This is a genomic window from Pseudoalteromonas sp. MM17-2 (assembly GCF_022347945.1).
GTDB classification, from domain to species: Bacteria; Pseudomonadota; Gammaproteobacteria; order Enterobacterales; family Alteromonadaceae; genus Pseudoalteromonas; species Pseudoalteromonas ruthenica.
The window spans coordinates 68,105-91,825 of record NZ_JAKRFV010000016.1 but is presented as its reverse complement, the minus strand read 5'-3'; the positions used below and the strand labels follow the sequence as shown (position 1 = coordinate 91,825).

General features: G+C 47.5%; 23 protein-coding genes. 11 read left to right on the top strand and 12 right to left on the bottom strand.

Annotated features, from left to right (window positions below; translation table 11 throughout):
* Positions 1 to 336, top strand: a 336-nt coding sequence (locus MHM93_RS13460) for a hypothetical protein (protein WP_343224171.1), incomplete at its 5' end; no start/stop codon positions are given.
* Between the two features lie 286 nt (positions 337 to 622).
* Here MHM93_RS13460 and MHM93_RS13455 read toward each other — a convergent pair.
* From MHM93_RS13455 to MHM93_RS13440, 4 genes are all read right to left on the bottom strand, one after another.
* Positions 623 to 3,784, bottom strand: a complete 3,162-nt coding sequence (locus MHM93_RS13455; protein ID WP_239449426.1) for an efflux RND transporter permease subunit — start codon at positions 3,782 to 3,784, stop codon at positions 623 to 625.
* A gap of 3 nt (positions 3,785 to 3,787) precedes the next feature.
* Positions 3,788 to 4,960: an efflux RND transporter periplasmic adaptor subunit gene (locus tag MHM93_RS13450; protein WP_239449425.1), complete on the bottom strand. Its 1,173-nt coding sequence runs from the start codon at positions 4,958 to 4,960 to the stop codon at positions 3,788 to 3,790.
* A gap of 138 nt (positions 4,961 to 5,098) precedes the next feature.
* The gene (gene folE2 / locus MHM93_RS13445) at positions 5,099 to 6,010 is read right to left on the bottom strand and encodes a GTP cyclohydrolase FolE2 (protein ID WP_239449424.1); all 912 of its coding nucleotides are present in this window, start codon (positions 6,008 to 6,010) and stop codon (positions 5,099 to 5,101) included.
* Between the two features lie 54 nt (positions 6,011 to 6,064).
* Positions 6,065 to 6,742: a DUF1826 domain-containing protein gene (locus MHM93_RS13440; protein WP_239449423.1), complete on the bottom strand. Its 678-nt coding sequence runs from the start codon at positions 6,740 to 6,742 to the stop codon at positions 6,065 to 6,067.
* A 126-nt stretch (positions 6,743 to 6,868) separates the two neighbouring features.
* Here MHM93_RS13440 and MHM93_RS13435 point away from each other — a divergent pair, with 126 nt between their 5' ends.
* Complete coding sequence (locus MHM93_RS13435) at positions 6,869 to 7,117, top strand: YkgJ family cysteine cluster protein (RefSeq protein ID WP_022946194.1); 249 nt, start codon at positions 6,869 to 6,871, stop codon at positions 7,115 to 7,117.
* A gap of 18 nt (positions 7,118 to 7,135) precedes the next feature.
* Here the strand turns inward: MHM93_RS13435 and MHM93_RS13430 are convergent, their stop codons facing one another.
* Positions 7,136 to 7,681, bottom strand: a complete 546-nt coding sequence (locus MHM93_RS13430) for a DUF4136 domain-containing protein (RefSeq protein WP_022946195.1) — start codon at positions 7,679 to 7,681, stop codon at positions 7,136 to 7,138.
* Between the two features lie 349 nt (positions 7,682 to 8,030).
* Between MHM93_RS13430 and MHM93_RS13425 the strand changes: the two genes are divergently transcribed.
* The 3 genes from MHM93_RS13425 to MHM93_RS13415 all read left to right on the top strand — a co-directional run bounded on the left by MHM93_RS13425 (position 8,031) and on the right by MHM93_RS13415 (position 10,532).
* Positions 8,031 to 8,240, top strand: coding sequence for a cold-shock protein (locus MHM93_RS13425; protein ID WP_022946196.1), 210 nt, complete (start codon positions 8,031 to 8,033; stop codon positions 8,238 to 8,240).
* 197 nt (positions 8,241 to 8,437) lie between these two features.
* Entirely contained in the window at positions 8,438 to 8,743 is a 306-nt protein-coding gene (locus MHM93_RS13420) for an H-NS family nucleoid-associated regulatory protein (RefSeq protein WP_022946197.1), read from the top strand.
* A gap of 40 nt (positions 8,744 to 8,783) precedes the next feature.
* Positions 8,784 to 10,532, top strand: a complete 1,749-nt coding sequence (locus MHM93_RS13415) for a DEAD/DEAH box helicase (protein WP_239449422.1) — start codon at positions 8,784 to 8,786, stop codon at positions 10,530 to 10,532.
* Between the two features lie 30 nt (positions 10,533 to 10,562).
* Here the strand turns inward: MHM93_RS13415 and MHM93_RS13410 are convergent, their stop codons facing one another.
* Positions 10,563 to 10,886 (bottom strand): ribonuclease E inhibitor RraB, encoded by a 324-nt coding sequence (locus tag MHM93_RS13410; protein ID WP_045980333.1) that lies wholly within the window; start codon positions 10,884 to 10,886, stop codon positions 10,563 to 10,565.
* Positions 10,887 to 11,153: 267 nt separating this feature from the next.
* Between MHM93_RS13410 and MHM93_RS13405 the strand changes: the two genes are divergently transcribed.
* Genes MHM93_RS13405 through MHM93_RS13390 form a run of 4 tightly spaced genes read left to right on the top strand, consistent with a single transcriptional unit; the run spans position 11,154 to position 18,234 of the window.
* On the top strand, positions 11,154 to 12,821 hold the full coding sequence (locus MHM93_RS13405) for an autotransporter assembly complex family protein (RefSeq protein ID WP_239449421.1): 1,668 nt from the start codon (positions 11,154 to 11,156) through the stop codon (positions 12,819 to 12,821).
* The gene (locus tag MHM93_RS13400) at positions 12,818 to 16,528 is read left to right on the top strand and encodes a translocation/assembly module TamB domain-containing protein (protein ID WP_239449420.1); all 3,711 of its coding nucleotides are present in this window, start codon (positions 12,818 to 12,820) and stop codon (positions 16,526 to 16,528) included. The genes MHM93_RS13405 and MHM93_RS13400 overlap by 4 nt, the downstream gene beginning before the upstream one ends.
* Positions 16,529 to 16,531: 3 nt before the next feature.
* Positions 16,532 to 17,386 (top strand): hypothetical protein, encoded by an 855-nt coding sequence (locus MHM93_RS13395; RefSeq protein WP_239449419.1) that lies wholly within the window; start codon positions 16,532 to 16,534, stop codon positions 17,384 to 17,386.
* Positions 17,383 to 18,234, top strand: coding sequence for a peptidylprolyl isomerase (locus MHM93_RS13390; protein WP_239449418.1), 852 nt, complete (start codon positions 17,383 to 17,385; stop codon positions 18,232 to 18,234). The genes MHM93_RS13395 and MHM93_RS13390 overlap by 4 nt, the downstream gene beginning before the upstream one ends.
* On the opposite strand, the gene queF is transcribed toward MHM93_RS13390, so the two are convergent.
* Positions 18,221 to 19,069 (bottom strand): NADPH-dependent 7-cyano-7-deazaguanine reductase QueF, encoded by an 849-nt coding sequence (gene queF / locus MHM93_RS13385; protein WP_239449417.1) that lies wholly within the window; start codon positions 19,067 to 19,069, stop codon positions 18,221 to 18,223. The two genes, MHM93_RS13390 and queF, sit on opposite strands and share 14 nt — an antisense overlap.
* 58 nt (positions 19,070 to 19,127) lie before the next feature.
* Between queF and syd the strand changes: the two genes are divergently transcribed.
* On the top strand, positions 19,128 to 19,670 hold the full coding sequence (gene syd / locus MHM93_RS13380) for a SecY-interacting protein (protein ID WP_239449416.1): 543 nt from the start codon (positions 19,128 to 19,130) through the stop codon (positions 19,668 to 19,670).
* Between the two features lie 3 nt (positions 19,671 to 19,673).
* On the opposite strand, the gene MHM93_RS13375 is transcribed toward syd, so the two are convergent.
* From MHM93_RS13375 to MHM93_RS13365, 3 genes are all read right to left on the bottom strand, one after another.
* Entirely contained in the window at positions 19,674 to 20,447 is a 774-nt protein-coding gene (locus tag MHM93_RS13375) for a Zn-ribbon-containing protein (RefSeq protein ID WP_239449415.1), read from the bottom strand.
* A 3-nt stretch (positions 20,448 to 20,450) separates the two neighbouring features.
* Entirely contained in the window at positions 20,451 to 20,717 is a 267-nt protein-coding gene (locus MHM93_RS13370) for a hypothetical protein (protein WP_053911543.1), read from the bottom strand.
* Between the two features lie 131 nt (positions 20,718 to 20,848).
* Complete coding sequence (locus MHM93_RS13365; protein WP_022946704.1) at positions 20,849 to 21,079, bottom strand: DUF2789 domain-containing protein; 231 nt, start codon at positions 21,077 to 21,079, stop codon at positions 20,849 to 20,851.
* Between the two features lie 70 nt (positions 21,080 to 21,149).
* On the opposite strand from MHM93_RS13365, the gene MHM93_RS13360 reads away from it, so the two are divergent.
* A complete protein-coding gene (locus tag MHM93_RS13360) occupies positions 21,150 to 21,785 on the top strand; it encodes a GNAT family N-acetyltransferase (RefSeq protein ID WP_022946705.1) in 636 nt (211 codons plus the stop codon).
* Between the two features lie 526 nt (positions 21,786 to 22,311).
* Here MHM93_RS13360 and MHM93_RS13355 read toward each other — a convergent pair.
* Both MHM93_RS13355 and MHM93_RS13350 read right to left on the bottom strand, forming a co-directional pair.
* A complete protein-coding gene (locus MHM93_RS13355; RefSeq protein ID WP_022946706.1) occupies positions 22,312 to 22,611 on the bottom strand; it encodes a DUF3301 domain-containing protein in 300 nt (99 codons plus the stop codon).
* A complete protein-coding gene (locus tag MHM93_RS13350; protein ID WP_239449414.1) occupies positions 22,608 to 23,642 on the bottom strand; it encodes a DUF3549 family protein in 1,035 nt (344 codons plus the stop codon). Before MHM93_RS13350 ends, MHM93_RS13355 begins: the two co-directional genes overlap by 4 nt.
* Positions 23,643 to 23,721 lie beyond the last annotated feature (79 nt).

The following is a 23,721-nucleotide window of genomic DNA, read 5'->3' as shown; positions in this document are numbered from 1 at the left end:
TACTCTTTTTGTTTGGCGACATTAGAATACCACCAACAGGCAGTTGATCGTCTGTCACCTCTTAACCATGAGTGGTGCACTTATTATCTGAATTCGGGCGTAATTGCTCTTTGGCGTATTGGTAACGAAAAATATGGGCAATGTTGGGACACTGAATATCATGTATTCGGTGTTATTGAGTCAGAAACAGACCATTTGCCTTTAAAGCATGTTCGCCCTAATTGCTCAGCTGATTTTCTTATAAAAGCAGACGAGGAGCTAGCTGAAACAATACGATATTATCGTTCCGATGTGGCTAATGCCTGTCGTAAAATAATCAGTAGTAAAAACGTATAACAAATTAATTAAACCGTGGACGCAAAACAGCAGGCTTGCGCTCATTCTTCGCTAATTTTAGCCGAGCTTTTGTGCGCCCCATATTGGAGCGTTACCGAATAAATACTCTAACGTGTTTCTGTCCAATAATGATTTAGAGTAGCTGTTTGCTTCTCGCTCTTAACAGCCTTGAAGTAAAAACCGTTATTACTGGCCCGCAGCGATTAGCTTATAACCTCTCAAAAATGACTCGCTCACAAAAAAAGCCCCGCGATGTGGGGCTTTGTGGTTGGGTTAGTAACAATGCTTAATTATGTTGTGTAGCCGGTTTATCACTTACTTCGGTGCCTGGCTCAGGGCGAGAGAACCATTTGCGCATCAGGCGCTTGGCATCTTCCAGCGCCACATATTGGCAAGGAATGAGTACCAAGGTGATCACCGTCGCAAAGAGCACCCCGAAAGCCAAGGAAACCGCCATAGGGATCACAATTTGTGCCTGCAAGCTGGTTTCAGTGATAATCGGGATAAGGCCGATAAAGGTGGTGATTGAGGTAAGCAAAATAGCGCGAAAACGCTTGCAACCTGCTTCGACCACCGCATCTTTTATAGAGATGCCCTGGGCACGCGCTTTATTGACAAAGTCCACCATGACCAGCGAGTCGTTAACCACCACACCGGCCACGGCGATAATGCCAAAGAATGACAGGCTACTCATGGTCATGCCCATAAATACATGGCCATAAACTGCGCCGACCACGCCAAAGGGGATCACTGACATGATCAACAAGGGCTGGGTGTAAGAGCGTAAAGGAATCGCCAATAATGCAAAGATAATCATCAGCGATAGCACTAAATCGCGGATTTGCTCGGCAACGCTTTCCATTTCCTCTTGCACGCGTCCAGCAACCTTGCTTTGTACGCCGGGGTAGTTCTTCAACAAGGCTGGCAGATACTCATCACGGATCTCTCGGGCAATGGTAAAAGGTTCAGCTTGATTGGGATCTACCGCAGCCCACACGTTAACCGTGCGCTTGGCATTTTCGCGACGGATGCGGTTAACACCGTCGACCAGCGTCACCTCGGCGACTTCTGCCAGTGGCACTTCAGCGCCAGCAGGCGTGATAATGCGCACATCATTAATTTCACTAATGGAATTTCGCTGTTCAATGGGGTAGCGGATCATCACTTTTAACTCTTCACCATCGCGAAGAATGCGCTGTGCCTCTAAACCGTAAAAGCTAAAGTTCACCTGCGATGCAACATCGGCTAAGGTCAGCCCTAAGCTGTAGGCAATAGGTTTTAAATCCAGCTGTACTTCTTCGGTGGCACTTTGCATGGAGTCATTGATATCACCTACACCGGCCATGGTGGCAAGTTTATCTTTGAGTTTGGCGGCCACTTCTTTCAATTGTTCGTTATCTCGACCCTCTAAACGGAAGCTGATATCGCCATCATCACGACCGCCGCCATTCATGATGCTATCGTCGATGGTCATTGATTTCAGTCCCGGCAGTGGCGGCATATTTTCACGCCACAGAGCACTGAGCGCAAAGGTATCCATAGGACGCAAATGCGGCTCTACCAATACCATCATCAAGCGAGCGTTAGTGCGCCCTTGCATGTTGACAGAAATATCGCGGATCATGGGCTGGCCGTATTGCTGTTCAATTTGTTTTTCAACATCGAGCACCACTTGTTCAATTTTGCGAGCCGTTGCCAAGGTTGCGCTCTCTGAACTGGCGAGATTCATTTCGATATTAATGCCAGGGAAATCATGAGGGATTTTTGGGTTGGCGATAAACTTAATGAGTCCACCGGCGAATAGCCCCGCACTGACAATTAAAATACCCAAAAAGCCCACAATGACGGTGTAACGGTAGTGAATACACCAGGTAACCGCAGGGCGGTATAGTGATTCAATCACGTACTTTAAGCCCGCATCAAAGCGACTGCGTAAGCGATGCAACGGGTTGCGTGGGTTAACCGGGCGGTTTTTCATCGCGGCCAAGTGTGCTGGAAGGATCAGTTTTGATTCCACCAAGGAGAACAGTAAGCAGAGGATAATAACGCCGCCTATGGCCTTACTGAATGCTGCGCCAGGGCCGGAAGCGAGTGTTTGCGGTAAAAAAGCGGCCACGGTGGTGAGCACACCAAAGGTGGCGGGCACCGCGACGCGTTTTACGCCGCGTACGACGTTATCTAAACTCTGGCCATGCTTTTCTATCTCCGCATGGGCCGACTCGCCCACCACAATGGCATCGTCTACAACGATCCCCAGAACCAGAATAAAAGCGAACAGTGAGGCAAGGTTAATGGTGATGTCTAGCCCCACGGGCATCATCAGGAAAGCGCCGAGAAAGGACACCGGTAACCCCATCATCACCCAAAAGGCCAAACGAATGCGTAGGAACATGGCTAGCATCAGCATGACTAACACACCGCCCCAAATCATATTCTCGATCATCATATCGAGACGACCTTCGAGGTAGTAGGTTAAATCGACCATAGGCGTTAATTTAACACCTGCGGGTAATTCGGTTTCTTTGCGTTTGAGGTAGTCATCCATGACCGCAGCAACGCGGGTGATATCTTGATCTTTGGAAGCCGCCACCTCGAACATCAGCGAGTTTTTACCATTGTATTTCGAATATTGTAGGCCTTCTTCAAAGCCGTCTTGAATGGTGGCCACATCCCCCAAAAAGACTTGTGCGCCATCTTCAAGGGTAATTAATGGCAGCTTCTCAAATTCATTACCGCGATAGGCTTGTTTTTCCACGCGCATGGAAATGTAACCGTTATCGGAGCGGATTTGTCCGGCAGACATATTGGCCGAGAAGTTACGCACCGCCGTGGCGATATCGCGGAAGGTAAGGCCATATTCGCGCAGCTTATCGGGGCTGACTTCAATACTTATCTCGTAATCCAAGCCGGAGTTAAAGTCGACTAAGTTCACTAGCGGCAGACTGAGCATTTCATCATGCAGCTTATTCCCGAGCTCCTTAAGCTGATAATTACTCATATCGCCATAGAGAGCCAAAATCATGACTTCCTGAGTAAACTTTTGCCGGCGAATATTAGGGCGCTCCATCTCCGCAGGGAAACTGGAAATTGCATCGACCTGCATTTTTACTTCATCGAGCACTTCTTGCGGGTCGTAAGACTCTTCGACCTCAATCCAGCTTTGTGAGTAGCCACGATTAGAGTAGGTGATCAAACGTTTGATCCCCTCCAAACCCTGTAAAGATTCCTCAACCTTGATGGTGATCCCTTCTTCAACCTCTTGAGGGGCGGCACCGGGATAAACCGCCTGAATACTTAACCAGTTATTCTCAAACTGTGGGAACATTTGTTTGCGAATAGATAAGGCGCTAAGGATACCGCCAACAATGATGAATACCATCAATAAGTTGGCTGCCACCGGATTACGCGCAAACCAAGCGATTAAGCCTTTTTCTCTTTGCTGCGTCATCACTTAGTCCTCTTTCAGTGCCAATTGCGTGTGTGGCTTCTGGGTGGGCTCATCATTTAAGCGTAGCGCCATGCCCTCAGTAGGGTATTCAAGCGCTGAGGTAATGAGTTGCTCTCCAGTAGTCAAACCGGTGTCAACATAGGCCATACCGTCTTGTTCGCGAATAACATTAAGGGCACTGAATTCTAGGGTATTGTCGTTATTCAGCAGTGCGACGCGATTTTCTTTGATTAAGTGGCTGGGGATTATTGCCGCATTTCGCAGTTGTTTACCGGTAATAGTTGCATTGGTGTAAGCACCAAAACGCAGCGGTACGCTGTGTTGGTAAGGGGTGTTTACATAGGCGACCAGATAGGTCATGCGTGAACGTTTATCAACCACGCCTTCATTACGTACTATGGTGCCTTGCCAAGTCACCGCTTTGCCGGCGATATCGCTTTGCAAACTGACTTTCGCGCCGACGCCGCCGTCGATAAGATACTGCATATCGTGATTGGCAACCGGTAAACGCACTTTGGCAATGTCGGTGGCATCGACTTGACCCAGTTTACTTCCTGGGCTGACAACACTACCTAAACTAATATTTTTTGCTGTTACTAAGGCATCAAAGGGAGCACGAATCGAGGTGCGCTCTAAATTGCGTTTGGCGCGTTTCACTTGCGCTTGTGCAGCTCTAAAGTTGGCGAGCTTTTCTGCCAGTTGCGGTTTGCGTAAATACAGCTCTGAGGGGATCACCTCATTGGCATTGTCTTTAATACGCTGCCATTCAGCTTTAGCCACATGTGCCTGTGCTTGTTCAATTTCTAGTGCTGATTGAGCTTGAGCTAGACCTGCCTGCGCCTCAATGAGCGCCGCTTCATAATCATTCGGGTCAATACGTAGCAGCTCATCGCCTTTGGCAACAAAGCCCCCTTTTACAAATTGCTCAGAAACAGAGACTACCTGGCCGCTTACTTGCGCCACAAGCTCCGTTTGCTCTTGCGCCATAACCTCGCCATACGAATGCACTTTTAATGTTACATCCGTTAATTCCACTGGCGTTACTTCAACCAGAGGGGCGATATCCTGTTGTGCTTTTTGTGGTGGCGGCGACTTCATGGCGCTGAGGGCGACAAACACCCCAATGGCGCCTGCCAATACCCCTAGCGGCAAAAATATTTGTTTTTTACTAGCCACAGTGTTGCTCCCGTATATTTCGATGACAGCTTAATACTATCGTGAATGATGTTTACAGGTATGTGGAAGATGTAACAAAGCATGAATTGTGTGTCAGCAGGGCGCAAATAATAGGCGGCAACTTTAATGCAACGCTGTTTATTCCAGCGTTGACATCCGTTTATAGTCAACGACGACTGCGTTATGGGCATGCAGACTTTCTTGGTGTTCAACCTTAAACCAATAACCGAGTAGCCTGGGTTTGTGCTGCAACGCCAGTTTTATACGCCGGGCGGCGTCTTCACAAAACAGCAGGTTTTCGGCATTGAGCTTGGCAAAGGCTTGCTCGTCCTCTCTTTTCACTGCGGTTTGCACGGCGGTGGCAATGACCGCCTCGAATTCGGTGATAAGATCACTGATATAGCCCAAGGTATGACCTTGCATCTGCATGTGAATATAGGCGAATGAACGCTGACTGTGCGGCGTGGCGATAGAGCCTTGCTCGCTACTTAGCCAGTTGAGCAATGTGTTCTTGTCGATGGCATCGTCTGTAAACTTGCAGGCAATAACGTCGCTCAGAGCTTGGCGCGATAATGCAGCGGAGCAAGGGCAGGTGCTGGAATAAGGAATAGACAAGCCGAGCTCAATAGTAAACTGGCCTTTGTGATATTCACAATGTAGCGTCACGGGGTAGCCTTGGTACCCGCTCTTATCGCTGATTAAGGCTTTTTTCTCGAGTATAAGGTCAAAACTCAGCTGCAGCTTGGCACTGTGGCTTAGCCCTTGCTGTGAACTGATAAGCTCGCGAAGCAGATGCTCTAAGCGATGGGGCGTCATCGCTTTGTTGCTCAAATGCTGGTTCAGTATTTGATAAAGCCGTGACATATGAATCCCTTTTGCCTGCTTACTATCTAGGCTGACAAAAACATCCGCTTGTGCATGAGTTTGCTGTACCTGCGAGCTGGAAATTGGAACGTGTATGGGTAGGGCAATGTGCCCCATCCCGACCCATTTCAGCGTTAAAGCGGTATCTGCTGGTTGCACTGCAGTAATATCAGGTAAATGGCCCATTTTTTCCTCATTTGGTTAGTCGGTGTGGGGGTTATTAAATGCAGTTATACAGGGCTAAAAAATGCCATCGAGAGTCAGTAATAGCCTCGGTTGCTGATCATGTTGTGGGGGGGAGCGATGCACCAATGCGCTGTGCTCACCGTCAGGCCAAAGTTGTCCTTTGAGCAGTGCCACATCACCTGCTTGTAATTGATGAATATGCTCAGCATGGCGATACAGCCCTGACTTTTCGTCACTGAGCCCTTGATTGCCGCTGCCAAGCTTACTGTAGTCTGCATCGGCGTGGGCTAGCCACTGCGACCCCGGGCCTTGGTAAGTGGTCACTAAGCGCACGGGCACGCGGTCAACATGAAACCGAGGGCACATGGCTTGGCTAAGCACTTTGAGCCGTAAACCAACGTGTTCACAGTCAAGCAAACAGCTGAACATATCCACTAATGTGGAGATATCGCTGAACAAGGCCTGATAATCTTGGTGGTTATCAAAGTTACTTTGCAAGGTGTGAAGTACTGACTTTGCACTCACCGTCGAAGTCAATGCGAGATTTGGCTGCGCCTTAATAAGGGTTTGGATTTGCCCGCGTATCGTTGTTGCGAGTGTGCGCTTCCAAATGACGATGTTATGAGCTGGCTGGTAAATTGAAGGTAATACATCAACATTGCTTGACGCTCTCGCTGTTTTTGGCTGATGCACGGGGGGCGCATCAGGGGCATGGGACGGTGTTACTTGCATAGCCTCTCTCGTTATTAATATTTTGTTATAACATATCATTTATATTGTGCTCTGCATAGACAGGGTCATGGCTCGAAGCGGGCTATGGTATACTGCGAATTTGTATCATGAAGAGGTGAGCGATAGATGGATTGCCGTTTAGGGTGTGGCGCTTGCTGCATCGCACCGAGTATTTCCAGCGCCATTCCGGGTATGCCGAACGGCAAGAAAGCGGGAGAGCGTTGTGTTCAACTGGATACTAACAACTTATGTAAGTTGTTTAACCAACCTTCGCGGCCCGCTGTATGCAGTCAGTTTAGTGCCACCACGGATGTGTGTGGTCGCACTGATGCCCAAGCAATGTGGCGCATCACCCAATTGGAGGCGCTCACGTAAAGCGCCTCTGTTTGAGCTTTACTGAGCTTGAGGAGGGAAGTTGCTGAGAATATCTGCCACTGATTCACGTACCACTTCGGTGCGCTCAATCGGGGTTTGATTCTTTTTCAGGCGTCCCTCTTTAGCTGCCCGCCACACTAACTGGTTTGAAGACCTATCAACGACATCGATGACTAACGTACCTACCTCATACTCACGCGTGGTGGTTTGCACGTTGTAACCTATGCCCCAATAGTCCCAGCGAGCGCCGTAACCTGTAGAAAACGTATCGACATCGACCTTGGTATCAACGGATGCATGGTAATTAATTAACACATCTGCTTGTTGAGGGGATACCAGTTCCATGCCCTTGGCGCGAAGCTCATCATTGACCGCTTGTTGCACGCGGCGTTCCATTAACTCACTAATTTGATAATTATTAGTGCCTTTGGTGAGGCTGGCATTGGGGATCCATGCGAAGGTTTTATATTGCGAGAAATCGACCGATTTGTCGTAGTCAAAATCCGGGTGCGAAGCACAGGCGCCCAGTAATAGTACCAAACCGGCTAGCAGAAGGTTTTTCATTGAATGCTCCTTAGTTGGGCAAAGTGTAAGTCCTACGAATAACATAACACAGGTTCTTGGAAAGCGAGAACTGCGTAGTCTGTTAGTTTTTTATCGCAACAGTTAGTTCCCGGTAAAGAGAAAATTCGAATTTATTTAAAGCTAATTATATTTTTCTGTGGTAGTCTTTAACTTGCCTTGAGTTAAGGCGTGTAATGTGACGGTTTTGTGCGGCCAATGCTGTAAGAGTGACTATTTAGCTAGTGTGCCCTTAGTACTGTACCTGACCCATCGGCGGCGACACTGGCTCAGGGAGGATAGTGCCTAATTTTAGGCGATTGATACAAATTGACTTACAGGAAAACTAAGTATGTCAGCAGAAGCACAAGGTAAAGTAAAGTTTTTCAACGAAGCAAAAGGCTTTGGCTTTATCGAACAAGAAAATGGTCCAGACGTGTTTGTTCACTTCAGTGCCATTAACGGTAACGGTTTTCGTACTCTTAACGAAGGCCAGCAGGTAACTTTCGGCATCAAACAAGGCCAAAAGGGACCAGAAGCGGAAAATGTAACACCCGTTTAATGCTTATTTGCTCACGCCTGTGAGCGAGTAATTGGTGAAGTCGACTCGGCTTCACTTTTCCCCTCTCAAATTACACCTTCTTTGTCATATTAATTTAAAATAAGCCTTCCCAGCGTATAGTGCCTTTTTATTTTTGATATATTATCAATCTTCAATTATTATTTAATCTCCATGTTCAACAATTAAAAGAGACCATAGTGAGAGAGATCAGAGCCTTTGCCAAAACGGCATCGATGAATGAGTTAGAGAAAGCAATTAATATTCTGAATACTGCGCTCGAAAGTCAGCAACAGCAGGAAAAAGCGAAACAGGAAGTTCTCGAACTGATGAAGGAAAAAGGGCTCAGTGTGGATGATATTGTTGACTCGAAACAGGACAAGCGAACTAAGGTTGAACCTAAGTATCGTCGCGAGTTTGAAGGAAAAGTAGTTGAATGGTCAGGCCGTGGTAAACGTCCTAAAGCATTCCAGGATGTTGACCTAACTAAATACCTCGCAAAATAATAACCTCCAAGGCCCGGCTTCGGGCCTTTTACTTACTTGGGTGTTAGTTGTGTTTACACTCAGAGATTACCAACAAAAAGCCGTTGATAGCACCTTAGCCCACTTTCGCCGCTCAGATAGTGCAGCCGTGATTGTGCTTCCCACTGGAAGTGGCAAAAGTGTAGTTATTGCTGAGCTTGCGCGCCTTGCGCGATTCCCCATTTTGGTGCTGACTCATGTTAAAGAATTAGTACAGCAAAATGCCGAAAAATATAAAGCATTGGGATTAACACCGGGGATCTTTTCTGCAGGTCTTAACGAGAAAGAATTAAACCAGCAAGTCACCTTTGCCAGTATTCAATCTCTCGCTAAAAGTAGAGATAAGCTAAAAAGGCAATACTCACTTATTATAGTCGATGAGTGTCACCGTATTAGTGACGATGAAAGCAGTCAGTATTCACAGCTTATTCAGCATTTAAAAAAAGCAAATAGCAGATTGAAAGTGTTAGGCCTAACCGCGACCCCATATCGCTTAACATCAGGATGGATATATCACCGCCACTATCATGGCTTTGTACGTGGCTCGGCAGATGCGCCATTTAGCGAGTGTATATATGAATTACCGCTGCGTTATTTAATCAATAAAGGCTATTTAACCCCGCCGAATTGCGTTGATGCTGCAGTGCAAAATTATGACTTTAATTCACTGGCATCCGGCCCCTCAGGTATACCCAGTGAGGGCGATATGAATACACTATTGCAATCGAGTACCCGGGCAACAAAAAGTATTGTCAGTGATATTCAAGCGCAAGCAGATGCTCGACAAGGGGTGATGATATTTGCTGCTACAGTCAAACATGCTTATGAAATAGCTGATTATTTGAGTAGTGAGTCAGTAGCGGTTATAACTGGTCAGACACCGGCGGCTGAGCGTGATGAAATTATCCTTAGGTTTAAACGCAAAGAGCTAAAATACCTTGTTAATGTATCGGTATTAACCACGGGCTTCGATGCTCCACATGTGGATTTCATCGCCATTTTAAGGCCCACAGAGTCGGTTGGCTTATATCAGCAAATTGTGGGTCGAGGCCTGCGTTTGTGCGAAGGGAAAAAAGACTGCCTCGTGATCGATTATGCTGCCAATGGCTTTGATTTATTTTATCCAGAAGTGGGAGCGAAGCGCCCAGACCCATTAAGTGAACCCGTTCAAGTTGTATGCCCTGGGTGCGGGTTTGCCAATATTTTTTGGGGAAAAACGGATGCCAGTGGTCAAGTTATTGAGCATCATGGTCGGCGCTGCCAGGGGCTGCTTGATGATGGTGAGCAAACGCAGCAGTGTGACTATCGTTTTAAATTTAAAGAATGCCCACAGTGCGGCAGCGAAAATGACATTGCTGCACGCGAATGCAGCGCCTGCCAACATCAGCTGGTTGACCCAGATGATAAACTGCGAAAAGCACTTAATTTAAAAGAAGCCATGGTACTGCGCTGTAGTGGCTTAAGTTGTCAAATTACTCAGCCAAGCAAACTCAAAGTTACCTACTTTGATGAGGATGGGGCCAGTGTCGATGAGAGCTATGACTTTAATAATGCCAAGGTGGTGGCTCGATTTAATCGCTTTTACGCTAAGCGGCACACCGTTAGCGGAGTCACAACCTGGCACGATGCTCAGCAGGTGGCTGACCATCAGCACTGCCTGCAAGCGCCTGATTTTGTGGTGGCGCGAAAGTCGAAACGATATGGGTGGCAGGTGAGTGACAAACTCTTTGACTATGAGGGCGCTTTTAGAAAGGCAAACGCCCTGTATTAGGGCGTGTGAAATGCTCCTGTGCGGAATGCTTTAAGCCATTAGCCCCCAGCCGTCACCATAACCATTGTGCTTATCAGCTAGACTTTCCAAATAGGCTTCGGTATCCATGATCACATCATGTTGCGGCACCATTTTGATACTTACTTTGACTTCAAATACGCCAGTGTCAGGGCAAGTTCCCAATTGTGAATCGGCGCTTAGTTCGGAACTTTTCAGTGCTTCTTGGTAACTAATAGCATGTTCTTGCTTTTCAAATAGAATAAAGAAGTCCAATGTATGAAAGCCTGTCAAGTCCACACCTTCATCGTGTATTTGCTGTAACATGTGTCCGGTGTCGTCGTCGGGAAATTGCATACCTTGTCTCGTTTTTTTAAGAATCGATAAATTGTCTATTATCTTGTAAGAAATAAAAAGCCTTGAAGGCAAATTTTATTTATTCAGTGGGTGCGCGAAGTCAGTGGCATTTGTTAAACTGATGGACCCACTCTGGGACGTATGAGTGATCTGACCATTCATTGTTGCAGTATTCTTAGATCATGGAGTTCTAGTCGTTTGATTTTCTGCCGCTTTTTCATTCTTCTATCTATTTTAATATGGCCTGCTGTCACTGCACATGCTGCTGTGCAACAAGCAACAACCATTACTGGCTACAGCATTAACGGGTTATCAGGAGAGTTAGAAGAAAATGTTGCGCTTTATTTAGTGCAATTAAAAGGCGAGGTCCCCTCCAGGCAATTACAGCGTTATGCAAGCGCACAAGTTAAAGCGAGTATGCGCGCACTGGGGTATTACCATAGCGAAGTAGAACTCAGCTTAGAGCGCAGCGAAGGCAAAGCGCAAGTAATTGCGAACATCATACCTGGCAAAGCGACGCGCATCGCTAGATTGGATTATCAATTTAGTGGTCCCGGAGAAGACGATCAGCAGCTTCAGGCGGTGCTTGATAGCTTACCTCTGCAGCAAGGGCAGGTTGTACACCATGGCCAATATGATAGTGCTAAATCAGCCATAGATAGGCAATTGTTAGAGCTTGGCTACTTTGACGCCAAGTGGCAACAATCTAAGTTGGCGATTAATCGTTCTCAACACAGTGCAGAGGTGGTGCTGCATGTGCAAACGGGCCCACGTTATGATTATGGGCCGATTAACATCAGCTCTGATACACCAGCAAGTAACTATATTTATTCTCTGGCGCATTTTAAAACCGGGCAGCCCTACCGTGCTACTAAGGTGTCAGAATTCAATCTTGCGTTATCGCAAACGCCTTACTTTAGCAGCGTCCGCGTTTATGCTGATATTCCCGCTCGGACTAATGGCGAGGTGCCGATTCGTGTGGAAGTCTTGCATAAACCACAAGATAGCTTTGAAGTGGGGGGCGGCTACTCAACGGACTTAGGCCCCAAAGCCAGATTCAAATGGTCTCGTCCTTGGATCACCGAAGACGGTCACTATCTTGAGAGTAACCTGAACATTTCCAAACGTCAGCAAGACATCAGTTTTGCCTACACCGTGCCGGTGGACGACCCTAATGACGATATCTGGCGCTTTAGCCTCGGCTACAAGCTCGAGGATAATGTCGATACGGATATCTTCTCGAAAACACTGACTGGCTTAGTGCAAAGGCAGTGGAAAGTGGGAGAAGATTGGATACGCACCGCATTTTTGCGCCGAGAGTATGAAGAGTTTCGCATTGGCGAGCAGCATCAGCGCACTAAGATGTTGCTACCCGGAGTGAGCTTTGCCCGCAAGCAAAGTAAAGGAGGCACCACGCCGTTTTGGGGTGAGCAATGGTTAATCAGCACCGAAGTGGGCACTGAGCACTTGGCTTCGACCACCGATATTGTCAGGGTACAGCTACAGTATGCGTGGTTAAACACTTATTGGCAGCGCCATATGTTTTTTACCCGGGTCAATCTGGGCGCTATTTACGTGGATGATATTAATGACGTGCCGGTTTCTATGCGCTTCTTTGCCGGCGGCGATCAGAGTATTCGCGGCTATAAATATGAGTCTATCTCGCCTGAGCGCAATGGCTATAATATTGGTGGTAAATATCTAGCCACCGGCACCTTGGAGTATAATTATCAGTTTGCTGAGAATTGGCGGGCGGCGCTATTCGTTGATGCCGGAACCGCCACCAATGACTTCTCTGAATCATGGTCGGTTGGCACCGGCTTCGGGGTGCGTTATTTAACCCCAGTGGGCCCCATCCGTATTGATCACGCATGGGCATTATCCACACCTAATAACACCACTCGTTTGAGCATTACTGTGGGGCCGGAATTATGAGCAAAGGATATAAGCGTATTCTCCGATGGTGTGGCGGCCTTGTGGGCATTATTTTAGTCACCTTGTTTTGTTTGTTATTTACAGAGGTGGGTAACAAGGGCATTGCTTATGTGGCCAATCACAGCGTTGATGGGTTGCGCATTTCGCTCAAAGAGGGGCGGTTTTTATATGATGACCCATTTGATATCTCTTTTACCAGCGAACAGATAAGCATCGATGCTGAGGCTGTGCGTATTGACTGGCAGTTATTGGGTTGTGCTGGGCTGTGCTTTCGCCAAGTTGGGGCTGAGTCGCTGACGGTGCAAGTGGCTGATCAGCAAAACGATAAGGCGGCAGCGACTGATGTACAGCCGCCGGCCAGTGAGCCAATATCATTGCCGACTATCACCATCAAAAGTTTATTTTTAGGACAAGCCAACATCCATGCTGCGGGCCTTAGCGTGTCAGCACGGGATTTTAAATCAGCGCTTAAGGCGCATCAACGAGACGTTAAGGTGCAGCCGTTGCGTCTGCGCTCGCTTGAACTTACTTTACCTGAGAGTGAGCAGCAGCCTTCCTCAGCACCACTTGAGGCGCTGCCACCGTTACCGCCTATCGCTTTTGATTTGGGCATCAATGCGCAGCTTAAAAGTGCACAGGTTGCTGACATTATTATCACTCAAGGGCAGCAAAGCCATCGTATCAGTGATTTAAAAGTGGCTGTGGCACTGCAACAACAACAGTTGAGCGTTTCACAACTATCAGCCGCTTACCAATTACCCGCTGATATCGCGACAAACGAAGGGGATACACTTGAGGCCCAAGCTCAGGGGCAATTCTCTTTTGCTGATGGCAACCCTTTAACAATGTCGCTGCAATTAGCTGCCTTGGGCGAGCGCAGCGAGCTTTCATTCACAGGCAGTTTAGATGAACTTAATGTTCAGGTGCGTAATCAAGGCAAATATACCTTCGAATTAGACGCACAGGCACAATTACGACAGCAAAATTGGCCTTTTGAGTTGGCGTTTTCACACGCACCTTGGCAGCTTGAGGTGCAAGGCCAGCCGTTACAGATAGAACGCACTAACATAAAGGCATCGGGTACTTTAGATAACTACCGCTTAGATGTCGATGCATTGACACAGCTAGCAGCATACCCACAAGTGAGCACTTCTTTACAGGCTCAAGGAAGCCTTACCGGTATCAACGCTGCGCCGTTACAATTGCGAGCGAATGATAGCCACGTTGAGGTAACAACATCGGTAGCCTGGCGCGATGGTGTTAGCGCCGATTTTTCTGCGCAGCTAACTAACTTGCACAGTGAGTACTTATTAGACACCGTACGCAGCGACCTATCGGGCCAGTTACAAGGCCGAGTGAGTGTTGAATCACCCCAGCAGTGGTTGGTGGAGCTTAAACCGTCGTCATTATCAGGCACGATAAACGAGCAACCGCTCACATTTAATGCCGAACTGAATATTGATAGCGATCTCAGTGGCGATATTCATGCTTTTAGTGTGCGCCAAGGCGAGAATACATTGGTTATCAATGGCCGCATTGATGAGCAGTGGCAACTAGCCGGCGAATTAAACTTGTCATCATCATCGCCACTTTATCAAGGTTATTCAGGGCAGGGACACGCTCAGTTTAGTATCGAAGGGCAACGTTTATCTCCTAAGCTGCAATTGCAATTGCAGCTAGCGACTCTACAAGGTGAGGGATTGCGAGTGAGCGACGCAACATTAGATATTACAGGGCAATATCAACAAGCCGACTTAGAATATGACCTAGATGCAGAAGTAGCTAACGTTAGCCTTGATGGCCAAGTTATCAAGGGCATTCAAGTACAGTCTCAGGGCTCACAACATCACCAACAAAACTATATTCGTGCTGGGTTAGCTCAAGGACAAGCGCAGTTGGCGTTTCAGTCTGAACTGCAACAGCAGCAATTGAGCTTGGCAATTACCGAGTTGGAATTGCGCGGCGACGAGTATCAGGTTGCACTGGAGCAAAGTACCCAGTTGGACATTGATCTGGCCCAGCAGAGCGTGCGCACTAAGCCCTTTTGTTTGCAGGGCAATGCCATGCACTTGTGCATAGAGCCCAGTGATATCAGCGCCAAGCAGGGACACGTCAACGCTAAGCTTGACTACTTTCACTTACAGTCTCTTACCACTTTGCTGGGACCCAACCTGGGTGTAGAGGGGCAAGCGCAAGGACATGCGCAGTTGGCATGGCAAGAAAACCAAGCAATGCAGATTGATGCTCAGTTTCATACTCAGCAATTACAAGGGTTGTATAGAAACCAAGGGCAGTTGCAGCGATTGCCTGTGGAAACCTTAATGATAAAGCTAAGCAGTGATGCAAAAAATGCCAATGCTAAGCTAAACATAGAATCCTCAGTGGTTGGCAGTATTGACGCTGATTTAGCCGTAGAGGATATCACTCAAGCGCAACTACTCTCTGGAGAGGTGCACCTAACAGATACCGACATCAGTAAGTTCGCTCACTTTGTGCCTGATGTGAGAAAGTTAGCGGGCAAGTTAAGTGCTAACCTAACTCTCAGCGGCGCGTTAGCGCAGCCCTACCTCAATGGTGAGCTCAAGGTGCATGAATTGGCAATTGAAGGAGACGCACTGCCGGTAGCACTTGCTAATTCTCGCCTCGAAGCTGAACTCGATGGTGAGAGTATGACCTTGGAGGGGGAATTACTCACGCCCGATGGCGGCAAGCTTGTTATTGACGGCTCAGGTGTGTGGCTCAGTGATAATCCGGCACTTACCATTTCGCTCTCGGGCGAGCGCTTTATGGTGGTACCGCAGCAAGGGGTCAATGTCGCGATTTCTCCGGATTTAACCATAGATATTAGCGCCCAAAGTGTGCAAGTTGATGGTCGTGTTGATGTTCCTTACGGACGTATCAAAATCAAAGAGTTACCTAAAGGAGCGGTACAGGTCAGTGATGATGAAATCATTGTGGACGCACCACAAAAGCAGCAAAGTGCGCCTTTCGCTTATCAAGTGCAGTTAGATGTGGGTGTACATGACGATGTGTATATAGACTCGTTTGGCCTGAAGTCCTACATCATGGGCGACTTGAATCTAACCGCGAGTAATGAAAGTCCGCCATTGGCAAGTGGCGAGTTAAAACTGGTGGATGGTAAGTACCGTGCATTTGGACAAGATTTAGTGATCCGTACCGGGCAAATTGGGTTCAGTGGTGCGCTTGATAAACCTTACTTAAATGTGCGCGCGATCCGTAATCCAGACACCACCGCCAACGGGGTGATAGCGGGTATCGAGTTAATCGGAAATGTTGAACAGCCGAAATTAAACGTGTTCTCGGAGCCGGCCATGGATCGCTCACAAGCGCTTTCTTACGTGCTTAACGGGCAGCCGCTTGGTGATGGTGATACGAACACTGATGCCATGCTAACGCAGATTCTTCTAGCCCAAGGTCTCAATCGCAGTGAGGGGTTTGTATCGCGAGTAGGGGAAACATTTGGTCTCAGCGATATAACTTTAAACTCAAAAGGCAGTGGTGATGATACTAAGGTTGAAATTGCTGGCTATATCGCGCCGGGGATCCAAGTAAAATACAGTGTTGGTGTATTCGAGTCTATCAGTGAAGTGGCTGTGCGCTACCAAATACTGCAAAAACTATATATAGAGGTAACCAGCGGGCTTTATGATACCTTAGATATATTGTATCGGTTTGATGTGGACTAATGCATGTTTAAATGCTGGCTATGGGCATTGTCTTTATTACTGGTGATATGCGAGTGTGGTGCGCAGCAGTCGGTGACGGTGCGTGTCGCACAGGCCGATCATCCTTATATGCAGGCGTTATTTACTAAACTAGCTGAGCGCATTGAGTGTTTGCACCAAAAGCAGGTCACATACCAGTATGTTGACCATCTGCCATCACAGCAACGAGCGATTCAACTGTTGGGGGATGAGCACGGTATTGATTTATTCTGGGGTGTGACTTCGCAGCAGCGAGAGCAACAAGGGTGGGCGATTTTAATCCCGATAGCCAAAGGCTTACTGGGTTATCGCATTGCGCTAGTGCGCTCTGATAATCCGGATATCCTGGCGCAAAAAAATTATATAAGCGATTTTTCATCATTACGAGTGGGTCTAAGTGAAGATTGGCCGGATGCCAACGTGTTCAGCCGTAACGGTTTCACGGTGGATGCATTTTCTAAATCATCGTCTCATTACGATATGCTGAGAAAAGGCCGCTTCGACTTTCTGCCTGAGGAGCTCACAGCATTTGATCCCCAATCACTGCCTAAGGGGCTGATATACGACAAACACAATGTCTTTTATTACCCGTCGGCGGTGTACTTGTTTGTTACTAAAGGTGATAAACAGCGCCACCAGTTGCTGAGCTCGGCACTGCGAAGCTTATTTTCAGATGGCACCATAGAGCGCTTACTGCACACCCATTTAGTCCCTAATATTGATGCGGCGGAACTGGCAACACGCAATTATATTCGCTTGACCAATCCGTTATTACCCGCCTCAGCACCGTTACATATTTCCCATTATTGGTATAACAATAAACAAGGAACTCGCCAATGATCATACGCCTACTTATCGTTGTGAGCTTAGTTTTAAGCGCGACTACCAGTGCAGACGACAATCCCTCTCCTACAACCATTATTGATAACGCCGATGCCAGCGAATGGCGAGCCGTTACTGATGAAAACCTAATGATGATTACCTTAGCGACAGGGATAGTGTATCTGGAGGTAAACCCAGAGCTGGCGCCGGCGCATGTTGAGCGCTTGCGCTCACTAGCTAGCCAAGGCTTCTATCGTGGGCTAAATATGTATCGTTTTGTCGAAGGCTTTGTTGCCCAAGGCGGCGCTGGAGACAAAGACACGGATGTGCCGACGCTGAAAAACGAGTTTGTCAGTCACAGCGAAACAGCGCGGCCGTTAGATATCGTCATCAATGAAGATGATGGTTACAGCGCGCGTAGTGGCTTTATTAATGGCTTTGCCGTCGGCCAGAATAAGCAGGGCACACAAACGTGGCAAATTCACTGTCCTGGCGCATTAGGTATGGCACGGGGCAATGGAGTCGACAGCGCAACCAGTGAATTTTTTGTCGTGCTTGGTCAGGCACCGCGTTACTTGGATAAGAACATTAGCGTATTTGGTCGCCTACTTGCGGGCATGGCTCATATACAGCTGCTACAGCGCTCGCCAAAGCCAGGACAGCCTTTTAACCCAATTGTTGATATCCAATTTGCCGATCAACTGCCTGCCAAGCAGCGCCCGGTAATTAAAGTAATGCGCACCGACTCACACAGCTTTGCAGCGCTCGTTGCAGCGCGAAAAAATCGCCCCGAGGCGTGGTTTGTGACCACGCCTGATTATATTGATACCTGCGCCATGAATGTACCGACGATTATTGGCGGTTAATGCGCACGTCAAATAAGGTTTTATCGCTGTGTGTGGCGCGGTAAGGGTTAATATCCAAGCCGCCACGGCGGGTGTAGCGGGCATAGACCTCCAGAGACTGCATGGGTGCACAGGCCATAATATCGGTAAAAATGCGCTCCACACACTGCTCGTGAAACTCGTTGTGGCTGCGAAATGAAATCAGGTAACGCAGCAGCGACTCATGACAAAGAGCGGGGCCTTGGTAGCGTATAACCACGCTCGCCCAATCGGGTTGTGAGGTGATCAAGCAATTAGACTTCAATAAGTGACTATGCAGGGTTTGTTCAACTTGCTGCGCATCGTCGGCTAGGCGCAGTAAGCTTGGTGTCAACTCATAGGTATCGACGGTGATATCGAGCTCGTCAATGCACTGACCTGGTAACGCGGTGGCTGCGAAGTGCTGATAATGCTCAGGGCCATACAGTGTTACTTGCACGTCACTTTGGGTCGCCGCACTTAAGTCTTTAGCCATGGTTTGCTGTACTGCTTGCATGCTTTCAAAACGGCTTTGATTGAAGCTATTTAAGTACAACTTAAACGATTTAGACTCAATAATATCCGGGCTTTGACAGGGGAAGGTAAAGGTGGCCACCGCGACCTGTGGTTTGCCTTTAGGATTAAGCCACGATAACTCGTAACCGGTCCAAATATCCTCCCCTTTAAAGGGCAGGGCACGCTCATCTATTTGCAAATCATCACGATTAAGCTTGCGTGCTATGGGATAAAGTAGGGATGGATCGTAGCTGTCTTTATACTCAGTTGCCTTGCCGAGTAGGCTGGCTTTTAACTCTGGGGCGTTGCTGTAATCTGTCATGCTGTGCTATTTGGCGTTACAATATGGCGTAATTATACCTAAATTATTTGAGGCATGCATGAGCGTAAGCACAGAACTTCGGCGTTGTTTACAGGCACACATTAGCAACGAACAACAACAGTATGGCCGTAACCCGCTGGCGTTTTTCGACCCGGACTCGCCAAGTCCTGCAGCCATTGCCGGCACTGAACAACAACAGCAAGTCCAATGGCAAATTCATGAGCGTTCCCCCAGTGCTGACTTAAATGAATTGGCAGCAGCCCTAGAAGTGCCTTTCCCACAACAACTGAGCGAATTATTTGGCAGTTACTACAGTGGTAATCTGCCGGCGAGCATCGACGGTCATGGCGTCGAGCTCCTTTTACCTTGGAACGAGGACGACTTTATACGCTTACAGCAAAATATAACCGGTCATGTATTAATGAAGCGTCGGTTAAAGCAGCAAGACACCGTGTTTATTGGGCTGACCGAGCAGGATGATTTGTTGCTGAGCGTGCGATTGAACGATGGTGCAGTCTGCTTAGAATATGTTGGTAAAGAACCGCACCATGTTTTGGCGGATGATATCAGCTCGTTGTTACAGCAATTAGACGTGCTGTAAAAACTATTGGTGATCCCAGGAAATATTAGATACCAACTGACATTGTTCACAGCGAAAGTCGAACAATCCAAACCATGGCTCTGCTAGATGCCAATGACCATCGCAGCTTGGGCAGCGACGTTGTTGCTCGGCTGTCAGGCTCTCGCCACCGACACGGTACAAGTAATAGTAGACTGGCTTTTTGGTTAGATAACGGACCCGCTTTGCCAAGTCCAAGCCGCGACGAGTCAGGTCGCTATCAAAGGCGCTGATCTCATGCAGCGCCGCAAATTCGCAGCGTGTTGCACCATTAATTTGGATTTGATCGCATGCCTGCCAGTCTTCTTGCCATTTTATCAGTGTCTTGTAATCGCCGTTGGCGATAGCAGGAATGTGATACAGCGGCACCGGTAAAAAATCATCGCCACAATACAACGGGCTGCACGTATGCAAATAGGTGGTGTAGAGAATGTAACTGTTCGGTGCAGCGCAGTTATCTGCACTATTGGCGTGAATATCTTGCCCTATTACCTTGACCTTGGGCGCTAACAACCCGGCATCGTTTAATTTATCGAGCGCAAACTTCACAAACGGACTGTGGTTGAGCGGGTGCAATGAATCCTCTTCTGGGCACATTACCCGAGTCACGAAGAAGCCTTCTTTCAATACGGTTGGAAATTCATCGCCGATGATTTGGCCATTGGCTCGAAGCGCCACCACCGTCTGATTTATCGCCTGTTCGGCAGCGCTGAGTTGGGTGTCTTGGTAACAGTCAAAAGTGAGGTCTACAACAAACATTCGCTATTTTGAGTTCTCGAGCAAAGCGAGTAGTTTATCAAGTTTTTGCTCAATGCGATCAAGTTGTGTCGACTTTTGTTCGTTATTCGGCAATTGTGGCTCTATGACCATGTTTTTGAATGCCTCGGGGTTATTTTTATATTGGCTTACAGCGGCAATAATCATTGGCATCGGCACGGGCTCTTTGAGCATCGCCTTGGTCATTGCTACGGTAGGTGTTTTGTTTTGTGCTAATAAGGCTTTGATGGCGTCAAAAACCACAGGGTTCATACAAATGGATTCCTTCTTTTTAATCGCTGAACAGTATAAAGCAAAGGGCCGCAAGGACCCTAATTTTGGATGTGCAATATTAACGAAGAAAGTATGAACCACACCTGTCTTGGGCGAGCTTTATCGCTGTATTAATGCCTAAGCTGGGCGTCTAACTCGTCAATTAATTCGCACCAATCCGCGTCTTGCTCCAAAGATTCAGTAATAAAGTGGCGCTGTGCCTGTGACCAAAACGGCGCATCAGCGAGTTTGAGCTCAGGGCTTAATTTGTGGTCAGTCACAAATTGTTCAATTTGCTCATCGCTGCTGGGCAGACCGAGCTGTTGAAAAAGGGTCGTCATCGTATGTTTTGAGGTATCCATATAATGTTTCCATTGTGCTGATAAAAGGCTATGGTTAACTATAGAACAACAACGATAACAAGGAAATACCATGCTCGGCGACTATAAAGTTAGGTATCTTACTCCAGAAGATTTGAACGTGGCTGCGAGCCTGATTTATCAGGCTTATCATGATGACCCGCTAATGCGAGAAATATTCAGCGCCGAGAGCAGTAAAACTCAAGAGTATGAAAAAAAGTTACGCGCGCTCATCCGTGAAGAGCTACACAGTTTTTGGCAGGCCAAACAACCATTAGTTGGCTTGTATGTTGATGATGCTCTGCGAGCCATTGCTTGTGTATTTCAATCTGACGCCAGCATGCAGGCGGATCGCTATTGGCACTGGCGACTGAAACTGATGCTCAGTGCTGGTTATTTGACGACTCAGCAGCTCATTGAAAAGGAAAAGACCATTCGCAACGCCTTAAAAACGATGGGGCGCTACTTATTTTTAGCCTTTATTGCGGTGGATCCCCACTATCAACGCCAAGGTTACGGTCACTACCTCCTTAAAGGCCTTGATAATCTTGTTGAGGAAGATAACGAAACGCAAGGACTTGCTGTGTTTGTTACGCAGTCTCAGCATCAAACTTTCTTTGCTAACCACGGTTTTGAGACCATGCAAACATTGCAATTTAGCAAAGTCAGTGGAGAGTTGTTATTTAAAAAAAGTCCACATTGCGTTTAATGGAAATTTCAATGTGAGAGATCTCTCACATTGGTGTGGGTTTAACGATGAATATGTCCCTACCTTTAGCTCTATAATAAGTTTAACCTATTGATTTATATAGGCTGATTCATTGTTTCTACATTATAGCAATAAAACTTTTTGCAAAGCACTTGCTGCATCTTTTTGGCTTTTCTCTAAACTTATCATTGTCAGGACGACAACAGTGCAGGATGCACTTGGCTAAGGAACGGATGTAGGCCAACCACGCAAAGTAATGCAGGAATAGTAACGGAATAGACGGTAACGGACGCCGTTAAATGACAGGAGCACAGGACGTGCAGGGAAGGCGGGATGCCTAGGAATAGCCAAGGAGGCAAGAGGAACACTTCAGGATGAAGCAAGGAACAAAGCACAGGATGTGCATCGGTTAGATAGGGTAATCGAGCAAGGAAAGCAAAAGGGACGACCTTAAGGTCAGCGGTGATGGATACCGCGCAAGGATGATGCAGATTAGGGCGTGACTTACAGTCACGCCTTAGTTTTTTTAGATTCTGTGCGGTGGGATATCGGCCTTACGTAAACGTTCATTCTCCATCCACAACTCTCCCTCGTATAAGGTTTCGCCGTCACTGGAAAACTCAAACATAAAGCGGCTGCGGATCCCAAGCTTACCATTACTTAAAATCGCTAAACGCCACTGTTTGCAAGCAACACTAACAAATTGCACGCCTAATTGTTCAGCTTGACGTTGAGCATGTAAGCGCGCAGTTTCTGCCACTTTACGGCGATACCAAAACAACGCTATCACGCCACCACACAGCAGCAGAATCCATAAGGTTTTCACGACGAAAATAACCCACCAATTGCACGAGAAAGCGCATCAGAACGCTGCTCAGACCGTAATATAGCTAATACATGAGGGCGCAGCATTGGGATTGCAACTAAGTCGGCAAAAATGCTGGCGAACAATGGCTGCTCAGTGTCTATTCTACAGCAGTGCTCTAAGAACTGTGCTAAGGTTTGCGGTGCTTCTAAATAAGCCCAAAGTCGCCCAGCGATGACTTGGCATATGTCAGCATCTTGGCCGTAATCACTGTTCATTACCTGCCTCAGCGCTTGCTCAACCAGCCCCACTGCGCGTGCACTGCTGATGGCGCGAAGCGCATCAATAAGTAGCGCTTTATCCTGATGTTGAATCGCTTGATTGATACTTGTGAGCAGGGTTTGCGCTGCTTCAGTACCTAGCTCACTATTTTCGAGCTGGGCAGCGAGAGGTTGGCGCACTTGTGCAGGTAACTGCGACCATGCTTGGCACAGCAGGGCTTCATTATCTTGATGGTCAATGCGTGCAGCAAAATCGGCAAGGCCCTGCACAGCGACGCTTTGCCAGTCTTGCCAGCCCAACTTACCACTCAAATATAGCTGTGCATGCTCATAGTACTGCGATGCGCTTTGCCGTAACTCTACTTTGATACGGGCATTGAAAGCGGCACGCTTATTGGCATTGGGAGTAAATACATAAGGGTTGTTATCGAGTTTGCTTTGCTCACCCTCAGCCCCAGTTAACGATGTGCCAATGGCTTCTAGCACCATATTGGCAAAATGGTCACGACTCGCTGCTACCAACTTACTTTGCTCATCCAACGGCATTTTCAAAAACCACACATAAGGCTCACTCGATGCTTTTGGGTCCCAAAACTGAATCGCCAGTAGCGCATGCTGTGCCAATGGATATGGATAAGGAATGGTTGTCGACTCAATATCGGCAAAGGTTGCTTTATCTATTTTTTGCACCCGACGACCAATGTCAAATACACGCCATGTGGTGCCGGCGGCATCTAATAATTGTGCCAGTGTGGCGATGTTGTCGCTCATACGCGGCTCCTAGAAAATAAAATTCCGCAAATTATAGGCATATTGCGTCATCAACCCAAGAGAAATGCTAATATAGCGT

What these genes read in the sequence shown, in the direction of transcription:
- MHM93_RS13455 (WP_239449426.1), bottom strand. Translation starts at nt 3,784, where the DNA reads ATGACGCAGCAAAGAGAAAAAGGCTTAATCGCTTGGTTTGCGCGTAAT.
- folE2 (WP_239449424.1), bottom strand. Translation starts at nt 6,010, where the DNA reads ATGGGCCATTTACCTGATATTACTGCAGTGCAACCAGCAGATACCGCT.
- MHM93_RS13440 (WP_239449423.1), bottom strand. Translation starts at nt 6,742, where the DNA reads ATGCAAGTAACACCGTCCCATGCCCCTGATGCGCCCCCCGTGCATCAG.
- MHM93_RS13435 (WP_022946194.1), top strand. Translation starts at nt 6,869, where the DNA reads ATGGATTGCCGTTTAGGGTGTGGCGCTTGCTGCATCGCACCGAGTATT.
- MHM93_RS13430 (WP_022946195.1), bottom strand. Translation starts at nt 7,681, where the DNA reads ATGAAAAACCTTCTGCTAGCCGGTTTGGTACTATTACTGGGCGCCTGT.
- MHM93_RS13425 (WP_022946196.1), top strand. Translation starts at nt 8,031, where the DNA reads ATGTCAGCAGAAGCACAAGGTAAAGTAAAGTTTTTCAACGAAGCAAAA.
- MHM93_RS13410 (WP_045980333.1), bottom strand. Translation starts at nt 10,886, where the DNA reads ATGCAATTTCCCGACGACGACACCGGACACATGTTACAGCAAATACAC.
- MHM93_RS13400 (WP_239449420.1), top strand. Translation starts at nt 12,818, where the DNA reads ATGAGCAAAGGATATAAGCGTATTCTCCGATGGTGTGGCGGCCTTGTG.
- MHM93_RS13395 (WP_239449419.1), top strand. Translation starts at nt 16,532, where the DNA reads ATGTTTAAATGCTGGCTATGGGCATTGTCTTTATTACTGGTGATATGC.
- MHM93_RS13390 (WP_239449418.1), top strand. Translation starts at nt 17,383, where the DNA reads ATGATCATACGCCTACTTATCGTTGTGAGCTTAGTTTTAAGCGCGACT.
- queF (WP_239449417.1), bottom strand. Translation starts at nt 19,069, where the DNA reads ATGACAGATTACAGCAACGCCCCAGAGTTAAAAGCCAGCCTACTCGGC.
- syd (WP_239449416.1), top strand. Translation starts at nt 19,128, where the DNA reads ATGAGCGTAAGCACAGAACTTCGGCGTTGTTTACAGGCACACATTAGC.
- MHM93_RS13375 (WP_239449415.1), bottom strand. Translation starts at nt 20,447, where the DNA reads ATGTTTGTTGTAGACCTCACTTTTGACTGTTACCAAGACACCCAACTC.
- MHM93_RS13370 (WP_053911543.1), bottom strand. Translation starts at nt 20,717, where the DNA reads ATGAACCCTGTGGTTTTTGACGCCATCAAAGCCTTATTAGCACAAAAC.
- MHM93_RS13365 (WP_022946704.1), bottom strand. Translation starts at nt 21,079, where the DNA reads ATGGATACCTCAAAACATACGATGACGACCCTTTTTCAACAGCTCGGT.
- MHM93_RS13360 (WP_022946705.1), top strand. Translation starts at nt 21,150, where the DNA reads ATGCTCGGCGACTATAAAGTTAGGTATCTTACTCCAGAAGATTTGAAC.
- MHM93_RS13350 (WP_239449414.1), bottom strand. Translation starts at nt 23,642, where the DNA reads ATGAGCGACAACATCGCCACACTGGCACAATTATTAGATGCCGCCGGC.